Source organism: Amycolatopsis sp. NPDC005961 (assembly GCF_040629235.1).
Taxonomy (GTDB): Bacteria; Actinomycetota; Actinomycetes; order Mycobacteriales; family Pseudonocardiaceae; genus Amycolatopsis; species Amycolatopsis camponoti.
The window spans coordinates 1-14,541 of record NZ_JBEXVF010000090.1 but is presented as its reverse complement, the minus strand read 5'-3'; the positions used below and the strand labels follow the sequence as shown (position 1 = coordinate 14,541).

Here is a 14,541-nt window from a genome sequence, read left to right as displayed (position 1 = left end):
AGTCATGGCTATGTCGGTTGCCCCCAAGCTGCGCGAGGTCTTCGTCGAGGCGCTGGACCTCGACGCTGACGTGGACGTCGAGAACCTGAAGTACCGCGACCTCGAGGCGTGGGACTCGGTCGGCCACATGGCGCTGGTCGCGGCCATCGAGGACGAGTTCGACGTCGAGTTCGACACCGACCAGGTCATCGACATGTCGAGCTTCAAGGTCGCCGTGGACATGGTGACCGAGCTGCAGGCGAAGAATGACTGATCTGTCCGGTCGCGTCGCGCTCGTCACCGGCGGGACGCGGGGGATCGGCTTGGCCACCGTGCGCGCTTTGGTCGATGCGGGCGCGACGGTGGTGCTCACCGGCCGCGACGAGGCCCGCGCCAAGGAAGCCGCTTCGGCGGCCGGCGCGGCGGCCGGGCTCGCGCTCGACGTCACCGACGCGAAGGCCGTGTCTTCGTTGGTCAGAGGCGTCGCGAAGGAGCACGGCAAGCTCGACATCGTCGTCGCGAACGCCGGGATCATGGAAGACGCGCTCCTCGGGATGATCCGCGAGGAGCTCGTCGACACGACGCTGAGCACGAACGTCGCCGGCACGCTGCACACCGTCCAGGCCGCGGCCCGGGCGATGATGCGCAAGAAGACCGGCTCGATCGTCGTGCTCGCCTCGATCGTCGGCGAGTACGGAAGCGCTGGTCAGACGGTGTACGCGGCGTCGAAGGCGGCGGTGGCGAACATCGCGAAGTCGGCGGCGAAGGAACTCGGCCGGTCCGGCATCCGCGTCAACGCGGTCGCGCCGGGCGTGATCGAGACCGACCTGACCGCGGGCCTGAGCGAGGACGCGAAGGCGGAGAACGCCGGCAAGACGCCGCTCGGGCGGCTCGGCCGGGCGGAAGACGTGGCGAACGCGATCCGGTTCCTGGTGAGTGATGAAGCTTCCTTCGTCACCGGACAGGTGCTGGGCGTCGACGGAGGCTTGGTGCTGTGACTTTGCTGGGTGCGGGAGCTCGGCTGGTGGACGTGGCCGGGGGCCGCACGCTGGCGGGCGCGGAACTGTCGGCCGAGGTCGGCAAGCGGATGGAAGAGCTGGCCGCGTTGCCGGTCGGCGTCGTGTTCGCGCGGATGTCGGTCGACCTGCCGAGCGTGCTGACCTACCTGGGCGCGTTCGAGTCCGGCCGGGCGATCGCGCTGATCGACCCGGCGCTGGACGCCGACGTGCTGGCCGGGCTGGTCTCACGCTTCCGGCCGGCGGCCGTGCTGTCGGCTTCGGGGGACGCGCCCGACGGGTACACCGCGCAGGGGTCCGACTGGGTCCGCTCGTCGGCCGACGGTGTGACGCCGCACCCCGACCTCGCCGTGCTGCTCCCGACCAGCGGGTCGACCGGCAACCCCAAGCTCGTCCGGCTCTCGCGGCAGGCGATCCTGGCCAACGCCGACGCCATCGCGCAGGTGCTCGACATCGACGCCGACGAGGTCGCGCCGACGTGCCTGCCGCTGCACTACAGCTACGGGCTCTCGGTCCTGAACTCGCACCTGGTGCGCGACGCGACCGTCGTGATCGAGCCGTCCGGCGTGCTCGGCCGCGGCTTCTGGGACGCGGTGACCACTTACGGTGTGACGTCCCTCTCGGGCGTCCCGTACCACTACGAGATGCTGCGGCGGCTCAAGTTCGACCCCGCGAAGTACCCGACGCTGCGCACGCTGACGCAGGCCGGCGGGAAGCTGCGCGACGAGCTGATCGCCGAGTTCAACGACAAGATGCTGGCCGTCGACGGCCGGATGTACGTCATGTACGGCCAGACCGAGGCCGCGCCGCGGATGACCACGGTGCCCGCGGAAAGACTGGCCGAAAAGCTCGGTTCCGCCGGGCCGGCGCTGCCGGGCGGGAAGTTCTCCGTCCGTCGCGACGACGGGTCGGAGACCACGCACCCGAAAATTGTCGGTGAGGTCGTCTACCGTGGGCCCAATGTGATGCTGGGTTACGCGGACGACGAGTCCGGCCTGGCCAAGGGCGACGAATACGCCGGCGTGCTCGCCACCGGTGACCTCGGGTACCTCGACGAAGAGGGGTACCTGTTCATCACCGGGCGGCTCAAGCGCATCGGCAAGGTGTTCGGCAACCGCGTCAGCCTCGACGACCTCGAAAACGCCGCCCGCGCGGCGGCGGTGGGGATCGACGTGGTGGCCGCGGTGCCCGCCGGCGACAAGGTGGTGCTGTTCGCCGAGGGCGTCGACAAGGACATCTGCAAGGACGCGTCGCGGGCGCTGTCCGAGCGGCTGCACCTGCACGTCAGCGGGTTCGACGTCCGCCCGATCGACACCGTGCCGCTGCTGGCCAGCGGAAAGATCGACTACCGGTCCTTGGAGGCGAAGGTATGAGCGTGTTCACTCGGTCGCAGGCTGACCGGGAGGCCTTGCTGCTGCCCGAACTCGTCGACCTGACGGCCCACCACCGGGCGAACTCCGAAGGCTACGAGCGGATCCTGTCGTCGCTGGGAATCGCGCCGAACGCCGACTTCGCCACGATCGCGGACCTGCCGTGGCTGCCGGTGCGGATGTTCAAGACGCACGACCTGAAGTCGGTTCCGGACAGCGAGGTCTTCAAGACCCTGACGTCGTCGGGCACCACGGGCGCGGGCGCGTCGCGGATCTACCTGGACAAGGAGGCGGCGGGCGCGCAGACCAAGCAGCTCGGCGCGACCCTGCAGGAGGTCCTCGGCGGGGAGCGGCTGCCGATGCTGATGGTCGACACGATCGGCATCATCAAGAACCGCCGCTCGTTCTCCGCGCGCGGCGCGGGGGTGCTGGGCATGGCGAACTTCGGCCGCAAGCACACGTACGTGCTCGACGAGAACGACCGGCCGGACGTCGAGGCCGTCAAGAAGTTCCTGGCCGAGTACGGCGGCAAGCCGTTCCTGATCTTCGGCTTCACGTTCATGGTGTGGCAGTACCTGTACGAGGTCGCGCGGGACAACGGTCTCGACCTGTCGAACGGCATCCTCATCCACTCCGGTGGCTGGAAGAAGCTGATCGATCGCGCGGTCGACAACACCGAGTTCCGGCGGCGCTTCAAGGAGGACACCGGGCTCACCCGGATCCACAACTACTACGGGATGATCGAGCAGATCGGCACGGTGTTCCTCGAAGGGCCGTCCGGGAACTCGCTGTACTGCCCGGACTTCGCCGACGTCGTGATCCGCGATCCGGAGACGTGGGAAGAGCAGCCGGTCGGGAAGCCGGGCGTGATCGAGGTCGTCTCGACGCTGCCGCGGTCGTACCCGGGCCACGTGCTGCTGACCGAGGACCTCGGCGTCTACAACGGGATCGACGACGGCGACTGGCCGGGCAAGCACTTCTCCGTGCTCGGCCGGCTGCCCAAGGCCGAGGCCCGCGGCTGCTCGGACACGTTCTCGGGAGCGGCGGCATGAGCGTTCTGACCCAGCGTTTTCCCTTGTCGGACGCTGTTTCGGTCGGTGACTTGGTTTCCGAGCTGCGCGCCGAGCCGCCGGGTGGCCGGCTGCGTGTCGGCGACCCGCGCGTCGTCGAGTTCGTCACGAAGTTCGCCCGCAAGCTGCTGGCCCCGGCCACCGCGCGCCGGTTCCCGGAGCTGGCGTCGCTCGGCTTCTTCCTGCGCAAGGGCGAGATCGCCAAGGCACTGTCCACTTTGGACACCACGGGCGGCGCGTTGCGGTTCCCGCGCGGGCTCGTGTTCCACGTGCCGCCGGCGAACGTCGACACGATCTTCGTCTACTCGTGGGCGCTGTCCGCGCTGGCGGGCAACCACAACGTCGTGCGGGTGTCGTCGCGCTCCGCGGGTGCCGCCGAAGCGGTGCTGGAGGCGCTGAACGCCGCACTGTCCGAAGTGGACCCTTCGGTGGCGGCGGCCATCACGGCGACCCAGCGCATGGTGACCTACGACCGCAGCGACGAGGTGAGCGGCGCCCTGTCCCTGGCCGCCGACCTGCGCGTCATCTGGGGTGGCGACGGCTCGGTCGCGGCGCTGCGCAAGTACCCGCTGGCGCCGCACGCGCGTGACCTGACGTTCCCGGACCGCTCGTCGTTCGCCATCGCGTCGGTGGCGGGCTGGCAGCGGGCGTCCGAGGCGGAGCGTCGCGCGGCCGCCGAAGGCTTCTACAACGACTCGTACTGGTTCGACCAGGCCGCCTGCTCGTCCCCGCGCGCGGTGTTCTGGGTCGGTGACGCCGCGGGTGCGCAGGCCGCCGGCCAGGAGTTCCGCACACTGCTGGCGGCGGTCCTGGCGACGAAACAGCACGTCACCGAGCCGGCGATGGCGGTCCAGAAGCGCGTCTCGGCGTACGGCGCGGCGGTCGACGGGCTGGTCAAGGAGATCGCGTTCGACGGCAACGGGCTGGCCACCTTGGAGCTCGCGGACCCGGCGGTCCTGCCCCGCGAATGGCTCGGCGCGGGCACGTTCGCGAACGCGCGGGTGTCCACTTTGTCCGACCTGGTGCCGATCGTCCTCCGCAAGGACCAGACGGTCGGCCAGTTCGGCTTCACGGCCGAAGAGCTGACGGCGTTCGCGCACGAGCTGGCGGGCCGCGGCGTCGACCGGATCGTGCCGTTCGGCTCGGCCCTGACGTTCTCCGCGGTGTGGGACGGTTACGATCTGCTGGCCGAATTCAGCCGCCTGGTCACGGTGCAATGAGGCTTATTCAGCCGTCGGCCGCCGCATGACTTCTGCGGTGATCAGCACCGTGCGGGCGGCCCGCGGCGGCCTAACCAGAATAAGCCTCAGACCTGAGGAGAACCGTCGATGACGACAGTTGAGGACTTGCCCGCCGCGGGCAAGCCGCCGAAGTCCGCCAAGGCGAAGATCCTCGACGTCGTCAGATGGGTCGCGATCCTGCTGGTCATCGGCTTCGCGGCGAAGCAGCTGGCCTCCAACTGGGGCGAGTTCTGGCGCACCCTGCACGACGTCGCGTGGCAGTCGTCGCTGCTCAGCCTGGCGGCCCTGGTCGCGGCGATCATGGTGTCGACCTGGGGCTGGCAGGTGATGGTCGACGACCTGGGCAAGCCGATCGGCTACGCCAGGGGAGCCCAGATCTGCCTGGTCGGCTCGCTCGGCAAGTACGTACCCGGGTCGGTCTGGGCGTACCTGCTGCAGATGGAGCTGGGCCGCAAAGCGGGTCTCGCCCGCGCCCGGATCTTCACGGGCTCGCTGATCCAGCTGGGCGTGGGCGTGGTGTCGGCCCTGGTGGTGTCCCTCCTGGCGGCGCCTGCGGTGTTCAGCAACAGCCCCCGCGCGCTGTGGCTGTTCGTCCTGATCCCGGTCGGCCTGGCGATGCTCCACCCGAAGATCCTGACGTGGGGCACGTCCCTGGTGCTGAAGCTGCTGCGCCGCCCCCCGCTGGCCCACCCCCTGAGCTGGCGCGTGGTGGGCAAGGTCTTCGGCTCCTCGACGGCGGCGTGGTGCCTGCAGGGGATCCACCTGTGGCTCCTGGCGAACTCGGTCGGAACGCCCGGTTTCAGCGGTTTCGTCCTCTGCGTGGGCGCGATGGCGGTGGCCATGACGGTGGGGACGTTCGCCTTCATCCTCCCGAGCGGAGTGGGCGTCCGCGAGGTGGCCCAGGTAGCGGTCCTGACGGCGAGCGGCTTGACGGTCGGCCAGGCAACGGCGTTCGCGGTGGCGTCCCGGGTGATGTTCACGGTGGCCGACCTGCTGACGGCGGGCCTGGCAGCGGTAGCGGCCCGCTCGACCAGCCCGGCGGTCACCCCCGCCTGAGCGGGTTGTCCACCCGCTGTCCCCAAGTTGTCCACAGCCGTTACGCACATGTGGACAACTCCGGCTGCCGCGCCGCTTCAGGCGACCAGCCGGTAGATCACCGCGTCCGAATTGCGCCAGACTTCCTTCAAGAACGGCTCTTCGGCCAGCCCGATCAACCCGGGCTGATAAGGCGGTTCCGGAGCCGCCACCGGATCACCCAGGATCACCCAATGGACATTCAGCCGCTGGACCGCAGCCCGCACCACAGGGTCAGTCCGGTAATCCCGGAAACGCTGAGCCAGCAATACGGCGTCCGAAGGCGGTGAAGTCTGGTCGTAATGCGCCGCCACCGTGCGGACACCGGACAGTGCGTACGTCCACGCTGTCCCGTCGAAGCGGTCGTTCATCGCCCACTCGCCCGGGGCGGCCAGCTTGCCCAGCTCCTCCATCGCCGTTTCCTCGCCCGGCGTCACGTGCAGCTTCGACGGGTCCGCGGCCTGGTAACCCGTGTACACGCGGGCGCCGTTCGACCGGAAGTACAAGCCGTTCGTCAGCACCGTGAAACCCAGCAGCACCACCACCGCGACGGCCACCGCCGGCACGCGGGCGGGCAGCCGGTCGCGCAACCACGCCTGGGTCGAGGCCAAGCCGTGGGCGGCCAGCACGCACAACGGGATCGCCGCCATCGAGAAGAACCGGTACGGGTCGTCCCACCACGGCCGGGACAGCGCCATCACCAGCGGGGCGTTCGACGACGCCACCGCCATGTACGCCAGGCCCGTCACCCCCGCCGTCAAGCCGATCCAGCGCAACGATCCCGCCCGCGCGAAGAACACGATCCCCAGGAACAGCGCCACCGACAGCCACACCTGCGGGTGCGCCTCGAAGTGCTGGAACCCCAGCAACGCCCCCAGCGCCGTCGACGCGCGCCACTCGCTCGGCCAGCCGTAGTACGGGAGGTCGCTCGTCGCCAGGCCCAACGCCCCGAACAGCTGCAGCCACGCCACCAGGAACGACACCACCGCGATCGGCAGCAGCGCCAGGAGGTCGCGGGCGATCCGGCGCCAGTCCTCGAGCCAGCGCTGGACCAGCAACGGGCCGGCGAACAGGATCCCGCCGAACAACGTCGACGAATGGATGCACAGCAAGCCCACCGCCGCCAGCAGCAGCACGAAGCCCGTGTCCGGCGCGACGCGCTCCAGGTACCGCCGCAACGCCACCGCCGCCAGCGGGGTCAGCGTCACGCCCAGCGCGAACGGCAGCAGCGGCCCGCGGTCCATCGACTCGTAGACGCCCATCACCGGCGCCACCGCCGTCAGCGCCACCGCGCCCGCCAGCACCGCGCGGCCGCGGAACTCGCGGACCAGCGTCACCAGGGACAACGCCAGCAAACCCGGCAGCAGCAGGGTGTTCGCGTCCAGCGTCGCCGGGATCGACGCCCCGCTCAGGCGGTTCGTCACCGCCGCCAGCAGGTGGTAGGCGTTGGGGTAGAACACCGGCGCCGCGTCGCCGTACCAGTTCACGTGACCCGTGCCGAACAGGCTGCCGTCGCCGGTGTCGGCGATGTAGCGGACGGCGTTCCCGTGGTACACCGCGTCGAAGCCCTGCGGCAGCGCGCCGATGTGGCCCAGGCCGCGCAGCGTCGCGTAGCCGCCCACCGCCGCCCCGAACAGCAGGCACGCGCCCACCGCGAGGTGCCCGCGGCGGTCCCACAACCCCGGTTCCGGCTCGGGTGCCCAGCGCCGGACGGTCAGTTTCCGGACGCCATAGGCGATCGCGACGAACACGACGGTCGAAACCGCGTAGGTCACCGGCGTGAACGACCATCCCACCGCCGCCGTCCACGGCCCGGTCAGCCCGCCGATGGCGTAGCTCAGCAGCGGCGCCAAGCCGGCCAGGGCCCAGCCGCGCACTCCCGCGGCGAGTCCCGTCAGGAGGCCCGGGACGGCGATGACGACAATGGCAACGCAGACGGAGAGCACGCTGGAGACTAAGCCGACAACGATCAGTCGGCCGCCGCGGGGTGAGCAGTCCGATCGGGACGATTCGCGAATGTCTCTTCGCGATACACGAACGGGTTATATTGACGCGTGCGTTTCCCTGCTTGACTGACGCCGGGCGGAGCGATCTTCACAAGGGGGCCGGGTGGTCTACGCGGTCGTGGTGGCGTGGCTGGTCCTCGCCACGATCGTGGTCCTGACCTGGACGCGGCTCGACACCGACCGCGGCTGGCGCGGTTTCGTCCTCACCCTGACCCTCGGCCTTTCGCTGCTGCACCAGCTGCTGTTCGCGACCATCACCGAGGACGCGCTCGTTTCATTTCGCTACGCGCAGAACATCGCCGACGGAAACGGCCCGGTCTTCAACCCCGGTGAACGCGTCGAGGGATACACGAACTTCCTGTGGCTTATTCTCATCGCCCTGCCGCGGGCCGCGTTCGGCGTCGACGTGCAGACCGCCGCCGTCGCGTTCGGCGTCCTCTCCGCGCTCGGGTGCGTGCTCGTGGCCTACCTCCTGGTGAACCGGATCGTCGCGGCAGCCGACCCCGAGCCGCGGCCGGCGATCGGCGTCGCCGCGGCGGTGCTCACCGCGAGCGCCGGCGGCCTCGCCGTCTACGGGCCGTCCGGCTCCGAGGTCCCGCTGTTCGTGCTGCTCCTCCTCGCCGTCTGCTACTCGCTCGCGGCGCGCCGCCCGGTGGTCGCCGGCGTGCTCGCCGCGTTCTGCGTGATGACGAGCCCGGAGGGGCTGGTGGTCGCCGTGCTGGGCGGTCTCTGGCTGGCCGGTGCCGCGCTGAAGAAGAAGCACAGCTGGTGGGCGCCGGTGGGCTACGTCCTCGGCGCGCTCGTGTTCCTGATCCCGCGGCTGGCCTGGCGCGCGACGTTCTACCAGCACTTCGTCCCCGCGCCGCTGGCCGTGAAGCTCGGCGGGCCGTTCGGCTCGCAGGTCGCCGCCGGCTGGCCGTACCTGTCCGGGTTCGCCTTGGCGCACCAGGGTTTCCTGCTGCTCGGCCTGGTCGCCGCGGTCGCGCTGCTGCTGCGTCGCACCGAACCCGGGTTCCGGGTGGCGGAGCCCCCGGCCCAGGGCGAAGCCCCGGTTGTCGCAGCCGTCGAAGCCCGCGCCCTGATCTGGCTGCTGTTCGCGATCGCGGCCGTCGTCGCCACCGCCGCGGTGCTGATCGGCGGCGACCCCGGGCCGTCGTGGCGGCTGCTGGCCCCGGTTCCGCCGCTGATCGCCGTGGCGGCCGTCAGCGCGTATGGCGTGCTCACCGTCGACGCCGGCACGAAGCCGTCGCCGCGGCCGAGGGCGTGGGCCGCCGCGACCCGGCTCGTCCCGGTGACCGCCTGCGGGCTCGCCGGTATCGCGGTACTCGTCTCGGTGTTCAGCCCCGACATGCTCGACCGCGTACGCGACTGGCGCGCGCACGGCACCGAGCTGAGCGAGATCGGCGGCTGGCTCGGCCGGTACCTGCCGCCCGGGTCGGTCGTCAGCGGCTCCGCACCCGGCGCGCTCGCGGCCCACGGCGGGCAGCTGCTCATCGTCGACGTCCTCGGCCGCACCGACGACCACATCGCCCGCGAGGGACGCTACGACGGCGGCATCGCGACCGACTACGACTACGTCGTCAACGGCCGCCGCCCGACCGTCGCCGTGCCCGCCGACAGCGGCTACGCCGACCGCCAGCACTGCGCGATCGACCCGGTCTACGCCGGCAAGTACGAGGTCGCCACGTTCCGCCGCGTCGGCACGCCCTACTGGGTCTCGGTGTACCCGCGCGCGGAGCAGGCGAAGTCGGTGGTCGCGGACCTCGACAAGGGCCCGGACTTCCGCTACGTACCCTGTCCTTCGTGAAGCTCGAGGTCCCGAAACGCCGGCTGGGTGCCGAAGCGAAGCTCGGGATCGGGGTCTTCGGGACGTCGTTCGCGCTGTTCGTACTGCGGTTCCTGGTGCCGCGCCCGGTCGCGATGTCCAACAACGGCGACGGCGGCCGCGTGCTCTGCGGCGCCGGGATCACCTGGAAGGGCCTGCCGGAGGCGTTCGTCCACCTCGCGTACACGCCCGCGCCCGGCGTGCCGCCGTGCCGGCCGACCTACCTGCTCACGCAGAGCTGGCTCGCGGACCTCGCCGTCCGGATCGGCAGGCTGATCGGTCTGCCCGGCACGCTCAGCCTGGTCGTGCTGGGCCTGCTGAGCAGCCTCGTCGCCGCGGCGGCGATCGCCGCGATCGTGCTCGGCCTTCCGTGCTCCCGCCGCGTCCGGCTGGCCGCGGCGGCCGGGTTGCTGCTGGTCGTCGCCGACTCGGCGTTCTTCGGGTACTTCGCCGCGATACTCGGCGAAGGCGCCGCCTTCCTGGGCCTGCTGCTGATCGCCGGCGGTCTGCTGCTGACCGCGCGCGAGGGCCGGTGGAGCTACGCGGGGATGGCGGTGACGTTCGCCGGCGGCGTGCTCGCGGTCAACGCCAAGGTCCAGACGCTGACGATCCTCCCGATCCTCGCGCTCGCGGTGTTCCTGGTCCGGCCGGGCGCGCTGCGCGGGCCGAAGCGGTGGGCGGCGGCGGTGCTGGTCGTCGGCGCTCTCGGCGGCGTCACGCTGCTCGCGCAGCAGAGCGTCGAACCCGCCCGGGCGCCCGACGGCACGTACAGCGAGTTCCCGGGCGACGACTCGCGCGAGATCAACGTGTTCAACTCGATCTTCCTGAACATCGTCGACGGGAAGCACGACACCCAGGCCGACCTGGCCGAGCTCGGGCTGCCGCCGTCGTTCGCGCAGTACGCGGGCAACGGCTGGTGGCACCCGCATCCGGCGACGATGGATCCGCTGTACCAGCGCTACCGCGGGCAGATGACCCGCGAGAACGTCGTCGCGTACTTCGCGAGCCACCCCGGCCGGACCCTGGAGGTGCTGAACCGGGCCGCGACCGACCAGCTCACCGCTCGCCCGGACTACCTCGGCAGCTTCGACCAGGAGGCGGGCTTCGCGCCGCACGCGCAGGAGTACCGGGTGCCGGTGGTGTCGTGGCTGACCGGCCTGCTCAGCCCGCTCGGCCTGTTCGCGCTGGTGCCGATCTGGCTGTTCGTGCTGGTCAGAGCGTGGACGCGGCGTCGTGGCGCGCTGGGGGTCGTGCTGGCTTTTCTGTTCGCCGTGTCGCTGACGCAGTTCGGCGCCGCGGCCCTCGGCGACGGCATCGAGGGCGTCAAGCACCAGTCCGTGGCGCTCTTCACGATCTTGCTGGCCCTCGTGCTGGCGGCGCTGCCTCAGTCGCGGTCGAGCGAGCCCCGGTGGGGCAGGAACTCCTCGGTCGGCGGGCCGTCGACGTCGTGTTGCCCGACCCGCTTCGCCGGCGGCTTCGGCCAGAACGGCGGCACCTCGAGCAGCACGAACACGAGCAGCCCGGCCAAGCCGACCAGGAAGATCGTCGACGACGACGCCAGCTTGTAGTTCACCGCGAAGTACAGGAAGAACACCACGCCGACCCAGATGCGCCGGGCTTCGCCGCGGTGCCGGTCGAGCACGACGGCGACCAGCCCGATGACCAGCGGCGCGAGCATCACGAAGACGCGCTGGGTGTCCGTGGCGACCAGCCGGCCGGCCAGGCAGCACAGCCCCAGCCAGACGCTGGACACGAGCAGCAGGCTCCGGGTGCCCTGCCGTCGGTACTCGCGGTAGAGGCCGTAGGCGAAGATCAGCCAGAAGAAGCCGAACGTGCTGTACAGGGCCGCCTGGTCCACGCCCTTGTTCGAAGACAGGGCGAAGCGGATGTTGCTCAGCAGGCCGCTGTTGGCCTGCCCGGCCCCGAAGCCGTAGTCGCCGCCGATCAGCGACTGGGCCCACAGCCGGAACGCGAAGTACAGCCCGCCCGCGACCACGACGGCGACGAGCCCGCCGATGACCTGCTTGTCGCGCAGCGACCTCGTCCGCGTCCACGCCGCCAGCGGGTACAGCGGCGCGAGCAGCAGCGTCGTCTCCTTGTTGATCGTGCCGACGACGATCACCAGCGCGAACCAGATCAGCCGCCGGTCGAACAGGAGCCACAGCGCGACCAGGTAGAGCAGGTTGTTCAGCGGGTCGACCAGGTACGGGTTGCTGAACGCGTACGGCGCGTACCAGAACGTGCAGGCCAGCGCGGTCGCGGCGAGCGCCGAGGTGTACAGCCGGAGGTTCAGGCGGACCCAGAGGAACTCGAAGAAGACGATCGCCGCGGCGAGGACCAGCGCGAACGTGAACGCCAGCCACACGGAATCCAGGGAGATGCCGGTGAACCGGTTGACGGTGTGGACGAGCCACGGACTGAGCATCCGCAGCGCGAACGGGTTGTCGACCTGGGCGCCGGTCTGCACGGACATCGCGTAGTACTCGGCGGCGTCGCCCCACGCCTTCTCGTGCGCGTTCGGCTGCACGGGGGCGTAGGAGATGAGGTTGAGCAGTGTCACCGTGGCCAGGCCCAGGTACACCGCGACTCGGTGGCCGGCTCGTCGTACAGGCGATTCGATCACTGTCCCCACGCCGAAAGCCTAGTGGTCGTTCGTTCGGCGTGAGCTTCGCCCGGTTTGTGGCCTTCACCGCTGAACGGCGGTCAAGAACCTACGGTCGCGTAACCTGGCGCGATGGCCGACCTCGTGTACCCGCCCGTGATCGGAGCGGCCCGGACGATGTTCCGGGTACTGGACAACCGCATCACGATCGAGGGCGCGGAGCACATCCCGCGCCACGGCGGTGCGGTCATCGCCTGCAACCACGTCAGCTACCTGGACTTCATCTTCTGCGGCCTCGGCGCGCGCCCGGCCAAGCGGCTGACGCGGTTCATGGCCAAGAAGGAGATCTTCGACAACAAGATCGCCGGGCCGCTGATGCGGGGGATGCACCACATCTCCGTCGACCGCTCCGCCGGGCTGGCGTCCTACCGCGAGGCGCTCGGAAAGCTGCAGGCCGGCGAGGTCGTCGGCGTCTTCCCCGAAGCCACGATCAGCCGGTCGTTCACCGTCAAGGAGATCAAGTCGGGCGCCGTCCGGATGGCCGCGGCGGCTAACGTCCCGGTCGTGCCGATGGCCCTGTGGGGCACCCAGCGACTGTGGACGAAGGGCCGTCCGAAGGACCTGACGCGGCGGCACGTGCCGGTCTCGATCCTCATCGGCGAGCCGATGCACCCGGCCAAGGGTGACGACTGGGACGTCGTGACGAAGGAGCTGCGTACCCGGATGAGCGCGCTGCTCGACCGGGCCCAGGCCGACTACCCCGACCAGCCCGCGTCCGCCGAAGAGCGCTGGTGGCTGCCCGCCCACCTGGGCGGGACCGCGCCGACCCCGGCCGAGGCGGCCGAGCTCGACCGGCGCTAGAACCAGCGCTCGAGGACCTGCGCGACGCCGTCCTCTCCGGCCGGGCCGGTGATCTCGTCGGCCACCGACTGCGCCCGCGGGTGCCCGTTCTCCATCGCGACGCCGTGGCCGGCCCAGCGCAGCATCTCGACGTCGTTGGGCATGTCGCCGAAGGCGATCACCCCCTCCTGCGCGACGCCCAGCCGCTCGGCGACGTCGGCCAGGCCGGTCGCCTTCGTGATGCCGTGCGCGGACAGCTCCACCAGCCCGCCCGACGACGAGTAGGTGACGTCGACTTCGCGGTCGAACAGCGCGTTGACCGCGTCCGCCATCTCCTCCGACGACATCCCGATGTGGCTGACCAGCAGCTTGATCGCCGGGTGGCCGAGCACCTCGGCGCGCGGCGCCGTGCGGCCTTCGCCGTCGCCCCACGGGTTGTGGTACTTCGGCTCGATCACGAAGCTGCGCATCTCGTGGTCGGCGTCGGTGCTGACGCGCTCGGCGGCCAGCCGGCAGCCGGGGACGGCCTTGTCGAGCGCGTGCCCGATGTCGTGGAGCAGTTCGGGCTGCAGCAGCCCGTGCACCGCGACGACCTCCTCGCGGCCGCAGTCGTACAGGACGGCGCCGTTCGCGCACACCGCGTACCCGGTCAGGTCCAGGGGCTTGGCCACGGGCGCGATCCAGCGCGGCGGACGGCCGCTGGCCAGCACGAACGGGACGCCCGCCTCGATCGCCCGGCGGACGGTCGCGATGGTGCGGGCGCTGAGCGATTCGGAGGGGCCGAGCAGGGTGCCGTCGACATCGGACGCGATCAACTGAGGTCTCTCCACCCCGCCATTGTCCCTGACACGTTCGGGTGCCCTCGTCCCCATCCGAGCGATTGTCGGTGGGTACCAGTACGGTCCGGCAGTGTGCGAGTAGGCATCGTGATTCTCCCGGAAGATCGTTGGTGGGCCGCCGAGCCGAAGTGGCGTGCCGCCGAGGAATACGGCTTCGACCACGCGTGGACGTACGACCACCTGGGCTGGCGGAACCTGGTCGACGGCCCGTGGTTCTCCGCGGTCCCGACCCTGACGGCGGCGGCGATGGTGACGTCCCGCATCCGGCTGGGCACGTTCGTGGCGTCCCCGGTCGCGCGGCACCCGGTGCCGTTCATGCGCGAGCTGACCACCCTGGACGACATCTCGGACGGCCGGTTCGTCCTCGGCGTCGGCGCGGGCGTCGACCACCAGCACTACGACGGCGCGGTGCTCGGCGCGCCGGAGCTGACGGCGAAGCAGCGCGCCGACCGGTTCACGGAGTTCGTCGAGGCGCTCGACGGGCTGCTCATGACCGACAAGTTCGACTTCGACGGCGAGTACTACCGGGCCCGCGAGGCCCGCAACCTGCCGGGCACGGTCCAGCGCCCGCGGCTCCCGTTCGTGGTCGCGGCGAACGGCCCCCGCACGATGACCCTGGCCGCGCGGTTCGGCGCGGGCTGGGTCACGACGGGCCGGGGCGGCAAGACCGAGGACGAGA

Annotated in this window: 12 protein-coding genes; 10 read left to right on the top strand and 2 right to left on the bottom strand. The window is 70.7% G+C overall.

The features are described from left to right. Window positions 1-10 precede the first annotated feature (10 nt). The 6 genes from ABZ342_RS43510 (at window position 11) to ABZ342_RS43485 (ending at window position 5,732) form a co-directional block, all read left to right on the top strand. Window positions 11-253 (top strand): acyl carrier protein, encoded by a 243-nt coding sequence (locus ABZ342_RS43510; RefSeq protein ID WP_196425827.1) that lies wholly within the window; start codon window positions 11-13, stop codon window positions 251-253. Next, entirely contained in the window at window positions 246-977 is a 732-nt protein-coding gene (locus ABZ342_RS43505) for a glucose 1-dehydrogenase (RefSeq protein ID WP_155548479.1), read from the top strand. Before ABZ342_RS43510 ends, ABZ342_RS43505 begins: the two co-directional genes overlap by 8 nt. Continuing rightward, complete coding sequence (locus tag ABZ342_RS43500) at window positions 974-2,368, top strand: AMP-binding protein (RefSeq protein WP_155548480.1); 1,395 nt, start codon at window positions 974-976, stop codon at window positions 2,366-2,368. Before ABZ342_RS43505 ends, ABZ342_RS43500 begins: the two co-directional genes overlap by 4 nt. After that, window positions 2,365-3,417 carry an acyl-protein synthetase gene (locus ABZ342_RS43495; RefSeq protein WP_155548481.1) on the top strand — a complete coding sequence of 351 codons (1,053 nt, stop codon included), beginning with the start codon at window positions 2,365-2,367 and terminating at the stop codon, window positions 3,415-3,417. Before ABZ342_RS43500 ends, ABZ342_RS43495 begins: the two co-directional genes overlap by 4 nt. Next, window positions 3,414-4,655 carry an acyl-CoA reductase gene (locus ABZ342_RS43490; RefSeq protein ID WP_360486351.1) on the top strand — a complete coding sequence of 414 codons (1,242 nt, stop codon included), beginning with the start codon at window positions 3,414-3,416 and terminating at the stop codon, window positions 4,653-4,655. The genes ABZ342_RS43495 and ABZ342_RS43490 overlap by 4 nt, the downstream gene beginning before the upstream one ends. Before the next feature lie 108 nt (window positions 4,656-4,763). Next, a complete protein-coding gene (locus ABZ342_RS43485; protein ID WP_360486348.1) occupies window positions 4,764-5,732 on the top strand; it encodes a lysylphosphatidylglycerol synthase transmembrane domain-containing protein in 969 nt (322 codons plus the stop codon). Between the two features lie 77 nt (window positions 5,733-5,809). Here the strand turns inward: ABZ342_RS43485 and ABZ342_RS43480 are convergent, their stop codons facing one another. Beyond that, the gene (locus ABZ342_RS43480) at window positions 5,810-7,696 is read right to left on the bottom strand and encodes a DUF6541 family protein (RefSeq protein WP_360486346.1); all 1,887 of its coding nucleotides are present in this window, start codon (window positions 7,694-7,696) and stop codon (window positions 5,810-5,812) included. 163 nt (window positions 7,697-7,859) lie between these two features. Here ABZ342_RS43480 and ABZ342_RS43475 point away from each other — a divergent pair, with 163 nt between their 5' ends. The 3 genes from ABZ342_RS43475 (at window position 7,860) to ABZ342_RS43465 (ending at window position 13,044) form a co-directional block, all read left to right on the top strand. Beyond that, window positions 7,860-9,563, top strand: a complete 1,704-nt coding sequence (locus ABZ342_RS43475; protein ID WP_360486343.1) for a glycosyltransferase family 87 protein — start codon at window positions 7,860-7,862, stop codon at window positions 9,561-9,563. After that, complete coding sequence (locus ABZ342_RS43470) at window positions 9,560-11,149, top strand: hypothetical protein (RefSeq protein ID WP_360486340.1); 1,590 nt, start codon at window positions 9,560-9,562, stop codon at window positions 11,147-11,149. Before ABZ342_RS43475 ends, ABZ342_RS43470 begins: the two co-directional genes overlap by 4 nt. Before the next feature lie 1,166 nt (window positions 11,150-12,315). Next, window positions 12,316-13,044, top strand: a complete 729-nt coding sequence (locus ABZ342_RS43465; protein ID WP_360486337.1) for a lysophospholipid acyltransferase family protein — start codon at window positions 12,316-12,318, stop codon at window positions 13,042-13,044. Here the strand turns inward: ABZ342_RS43465 and ABZ342_RS43460 are convergent. Beyond that, on the bottom strand, window positions 13,041-13,838 hold the full coding sequence (locus ABZ342_RS43460) for an HAD family hydrolase (protein ID WP_155549417.1): 798 nt from the start codon (window positions 13,836-13,838) through the stop codon (window positions 13,041-13,043). The two genes, ABZ342_RS43465 and ABZ342_RS43460, sit on opposite strands and share 4 nt — an antisense overlap. 96 nt (window positions 13,839-13,934) lie before the next feature. Between ABZ342_RS43460 and ABZ342_RS43455 the strand changes: the two genes are divergently transcribed. Further along, on the top strand, window positions 13,935-14,541 hold a 607-nt coding region (locus ABZ342_RS43455), incomplete at its 3' end, for an LLM class flavin-dependent oxidoreductase (RefSeq protein WP_360486334.1).